A 4,932-nucleotide genomic window follows, 5' to 3' on the forward strand; every position below is an offset into this window, starting at 1 on the left:
GAACTGGGCACAGTCCGACGACATTGCCATGGACAACCCACTCGGGGGTATCAAACGCGGCTGGGCTGAGATCCACCAGGTGTACGCACGTATCTTTGACGGTCCCGCCGTAGTGTACGTCGAGTATTTCGACTACACCATCCACGAAACAGCAGAGATGTTTTATGCCGTAGGAAGAGAACGGGGGCATTTCCGCCTCGATGGCGAGGAAATAGCACTTGCTATCCGAACAAGCCGGATCTTCCGAAGAATCGATGGCCGCTGGAGACAGGTCCACCATCACGGCTCGATCGAAGATCCCCAGTTATTGGATCGGTATCAGACGGCTGTTTTGGGCAAAAGGTCGTAGAATGCCTAACAACCCAAAGAAGACCAATCATAACCCGTAGGCAGCTTTTTGATTGCTTGATTGATTACTTTACACCCAGGAGATCGAACCTCCGCCCTTACCCCCTCCTCTTTATTTCATGGTAATATAGATATTGCATAACAAAAAAGGAGAAAAAAATGAGACTGAGACCGATTTCTTTGCTGGCAATGATTTTACTGTTGTTCTACTCCTCATCCTGGTGCGGCGAACCGACTTACAAGGAAGGCGTCAATACTTTCATAGAGACCGGTGTGACCCAACCGGACCGTGTACCGACCTGGTATGCACCTATGGTCGCCATGCCGTACGCTCCCGAATTCGAGATACTTGCGACCAAGGGGACTCAGGGGCGCTACTATGAGCGTACCTATGCGGTGACCATAAAAGACATTGTGAAATGGCACGGCCATGACTGTGAGGGCATCACCCATGTGGCCAATAGCTGTAAAACCGCTTTCAAGATCCTTTTCCCCGACAGCATCATAGACAGAAGTGTGCTTAGAGCCATTTCGGGAACAAGCCCCTGCTGGTCGGACGGGCTGGCTTTTCTAACCGGGGCACGTCTCCAATACGGAACGCTCGGGTTTTTTAAAAACAAAGACTACAGTCATGCGATCATCCTCTACCGTGAGGACACCGGTGTCGCCGTTCTGGCAACATGGAAAAAAGGCATCAACAACATCCCCGACGAACCGGTCGTGCTTCCGGGTGCGATAACATGGAAGACCAAGGTCGACATGCAGAAAGTCATCGACCTCAAAAGAGTCGTCAAAGACGCAAAAGGAAAACCCGACCCTTACCAGGTAGATCTTCTGCGTTATTATCAGTGGCAGCATGTCAACGATATTTTGAGCCATCCGCTGGATGAAAGCTATCAGGCTGAGATTATCGAAAATTTCAAATGGGAGGAGTGGGTCGACACCACAAAAGCCGTACCCAACCCCCATACACGGAGCGATATCCGTCTTAAAAACTACCCTTACCGCGAAAGACCTGTTGTAGAAGACAAATAAGCCCTGCTGCTTCGGCAGAGTTAAAAACACGCTTTCAAGGAAACATCCCTTTGGAGCGCTTCACTTGTTTTGTGTTTTTAACGGGTTTGTCGACACATCAACGTCTAAAACATTTAATAACGCCCAAGAAAGCCTTAAACTTATTTATGTAGATTGTCATAAGAACAGTATATATGGGTATAACTATACCAAAGCACAGTGACTTTTAAAACGAATAAGCATTTTTTTTGTTATTTGATATTTCAGTACAGTATTAAAGTGCTACTATGTTCGTTGAATAAATAGTTAGGTAGTAAAGACAATTATGAAAACTATGACAATAAAAAATGTATCTGAATATCTTGACGTTGTGAGGGAAACACATTTTCCATATTGTTATAGAGGTCAAGCCCAAGATTGGCCTCTATTGCCCTCAATTGGTAGAATAATTGATACAGTCGGTGTTGATATGCTGACGTTCGAAGAAGACGTAATTGAAAAATTACAACAATACGGTTTTCCTTATCTAAAAGACAATGTTCCATCTTACACAGATTGGATACTACATGCACAACATTATGGTCTTCCAACAAGACTCTTAGACTTCACTACAAATCCATTGAAGGCATTATACTTTGCAGTTGAAGACGAGTCGGAAACTGATGGCGTGGTGTGGTCGCTTGATGAAAGTGGAGTTCGTAAATTTCCATCATTAGACATGAAGAAAATAGTGTTTTACCATCCAGTTCATATTAACTCTAGAATTGTCGCTCAAGAAAGCGTATTTGCAGTATTTCCACTTCAAAAAGATGAGATTGAAATCGTCCCCTTAGAAGAACGGGAAAATGATTTCAGATTTTTTATGAAAGTAAAAATACCTCCCGTCTGCAAGCCAAAAATCAAACAAGAATTAAGCATACTAGGGATCAATAAAATGTCTGTTTATCCTGGTATTGAAGGTGTCATTGACAAGATAAAAGAAGATTGGGGCCTAAATTGAAAAAATCTAACAAATCAGTTAATACCAATCAAAACCCCGCGGGCAGCTTTTTGATTGCTCATTTTAACCAATAACTATATAGGATACAAACATGGATCATGTAGAAACTATAATTCAATATTTATCTATTATTGATGAGAGTCTTGATCATCTCTCCAATCATAATGAAGGCAGTTTGTCAAATCTTCCAAGCTGGGTGCTTCAAAAGAAGAAAATAGATATTGGAATAACTACAGATAACGAAGGTGTAGTTATAAAGATTACACCTGAAGATTCTTTAGAAAAAGATCAAGTCAATATATTTGATATATATACTGTTAATGATGTCAACAAAATTATAGCTCCGATGAGTTCTGGAGGGCACCTGCCTAATAAAGGGCCAGAAAAAAGTTTTGTCTTATTGTCCGATATGTCAGTAGTAGAAGCCAACAACCCTTTAGCTATTCCTGTTTTAGACAATAAATTTATGGTGGGCTGGGGACGAACATCAGGTTTTGAAGATACATTTAAAGAAAGCAAAGCAAAAGCAGAGGCGGTAAGCTTATGGAATGCTGCATCAAGTGGAATTAAAACAAAAGGATCTTTTGTTCAAGAAGTAAGAAATATATTTGATAAATTCGAAGCGATAATAAAAAGAAAAGCATTCCTTGAGCGACGTGTCCATAGATATATTAACGAACACAAAAATATTTTTTTACCAGAGCACAAAACTTGTCTATACGAGCATAAGCTTTTTCTAAATGGCGAGATGAGAAAGGCTGATTTTATTCTTGAACGCGAACAAGGGTTATCATCAATCTTTATTGAACTAGAATCTCCTGTGCACAATGTTTTTACTAAAAAAGGTGATTTAACTGCACCATCTAATCACGCTCGACAACAAGTATCTGAATGGGTTAAGTATGTTGAAAACGAGCCCCAAACAAATGCGAAAGATGATTATTCATTTTTAACAGGTCCTAAAGAACGAATGGTTGTAATTGGAAGAGGACTAGAGAATAGAGATCGATTAATTGATACAAAATATGATGGTGTAACTTTTTGGACATACTCTCTTATGCTAGAAGAAGCAAAAAATAGAATGAATGAACGTCTTTCTTCACAATATAAGTTACTTGGGCTTGATCCAGTTAAACCGTTTTAAGATAAAGCTAACAAGGTGCTCGTTCGGATGGAAATTACGCTGCGCTTTGTTTGCATCTCACAGCTTTAACGTTCAATACAAAGAGGAAGCACCATGAATGACTATCCGACACCCCGAGAGAAACTGAGAACCGGCAACTTCCCCTACAAGTTTAAAATCACTGAAGACTATGTTTACGCAGACACAGGCTGGACGCTGGACAAGGCGTTTGAGAGCCGCTGGCTGAGAATCAGCCAAGATGGTGTCGTGACGGTCAAGGCGAATGAAAATGGTTATGCGTGGGATGGCTGTACGCCGAAGAAAAGCCTGTTCAACCTGTGGATCATCGGGGTTCCCGACGGGCACGTCGACCACAGGACCATGCTTCCTTTTACCTATCATGCATCTTTAGTCCATGATGCCCTGTACCAATACCTCGACACCATCCCGGTGACAAAAGACCAGGTGGACCGTCTGTTTTTAAAAATGCTGGGCGACTTTAAGCTGCGCAAGCTCTACTACTTTTTTGTCAAACACTTTGGCGGCATGGGTATAGAACAAAAAGGGCTCTGACTGCACTAAGAGGGTTAAATCTTCACTTTTCTTCATTCCAATAGGAATCTCACACCCTCACAAAAAATAAAAACTTTACAATTTTTACCAATCAAGATACCATTGAAAACATCTATTGATAGTTCGACCAATGGTTTCATTCCACTTTTTAATTGGTCATTTTAAACGTTATAGAAATCACACACTTTATGTATAATGAAAAAAAGGACTTGAAATGAAAAAGCATTTTTTGATTATGTCAATTATCTCGTGCATCTCCTACGTTCATGCATATGAATGGAGTGTTAATGATTACATAAAAAATTGTTCTATAGTGCATCAAAAGACAATATCAGAAGCAGACAAGGAAACTCTTGGATATTGTATGGGTGTATTAAAAGGCAGTCTTGCTGGGATTATAGTTACGAAATCTATTGAAACGGGTGAGTTCAAAACCCAAAATTGTCTATTAGATGAGGAGAGAACTAGTTTTGTAGAAATACAAAAAAATGTTCTTGCTACTTTACGTTTAAAATACAAAAACTCTAAAACAGCCGATGATCCAAATACTGCAAACGCAGCTGTAATATTTTCTTTAATTGACTTATATCCATGTCTACTCGAATGAGGCATATTGCATCAAATAAATAAAAGAGACCAAGCAAAAACCCTTATGTGACTTTTTAATTGGTCACTTTAAACATATAAGCAAGAAGGAGAGTCTATGCCTGACAATACTCAAAGACTGCTCATCTTCGGGATGGTCTTGTTTCTAATCGGCCTGCTTTCGGGGCTGATCGTCGCTGAAATGCCAAATGCGAGAATGGGTCTGGCGGCCCATTTGGAAGGTGTTATGAACGGCATGTTTCTTATTGCCGTCGGGCTTTCCTGGAAA

Annotated in this window: 6 protein-coding genes; all 6 read left to right on the plus strand. The window is 40.6% G+C overall.

Translation table 11 applies throughout. From position 1 onward, the window contains the following. Positions 1 to 349: nuclear transport factor 2 family protein (locus ABYK33_RS13725; RefSeq protein ID WP_373033845.1), on the plus strand; the 349-nt coding region annotated here is incomplete at its 5' end. Between the two features lie 158 nt (positions 350 to 507). Beyond that, positions 508 to 1,383 carry a formylmethanofuran dehydrogenase subunit E family protein gene (locus tag ABYK33_RS13730; protein WP_373033846.1) on the plus strand — a complete coding sequence of 292 codons (876 nt, stop codon included), beginning with the start codon at positions 508 to 510 and terminating at the stop codon, positions 1,381 to 1,383. A gap of 304 nt (positions 1,384 to 1,687) precedes the next feature. Next, positions 1,688 to 2,362 (plus strand): FRG domain-containing protein, encoded by a 675-nt coding sequence (locus tag ABYK33_RS13735; RefSeq protein WP_373033847.1) that lies wholly within the window; start codon positions 1,688 to 1,690, stop codon positions 2,360 to 2,362. A gap of 91 nt (positions 2,363 to 2,453) precedes the next feature. Then, the gene (locus tag ABYK33_RS13740; protein ID WP_373033848.1) at positions 2,454 to 3,506 is read left to right on the plus strand and encodes a hypothetical protein; all 1,053 of its coding nucleotides are present in this window, start codon (positions 2,454 to 2,456) and stop codon (positions 3,504 to 3,506) included. Between the two features lie 93 nt (positions 3,507 to 3,599). After that, positions 3,600 to 4,058, plus strand: coding sequence for a hypothetical protein (locus tag ABYK33_RS13745; RefSeq protein WP_373033850.1), 459 nt, complete (start codon positions 3,600 to 3,602; stop codon positions 4,056 to 4,058). Positions 4,059 to 4,272: 214 nt separating this feature from the next. Continuing rightward, complete coding sequence (locus ABYK33_RS13750) at positions 4,273 to 4,665, plus strand: hypothetical protein (RefSeq protein ID WP_373033851.1); 393 nt, start codon at positions 4,273 to 4,275, stop codon at positions 4,663 to 4,665. The last annotated feature ends 267 nt before the right edge of the window (positions 4,666 to 4,932 follow it).

It is taken from the genome of Sulfurovum sp. (genome assembly GCF_041562805.1).
GTDB lineage: Bacteria > Campylobacterota > Campylobacteria > Campylobacterales > Sulfurovaceae > Sulfurovum.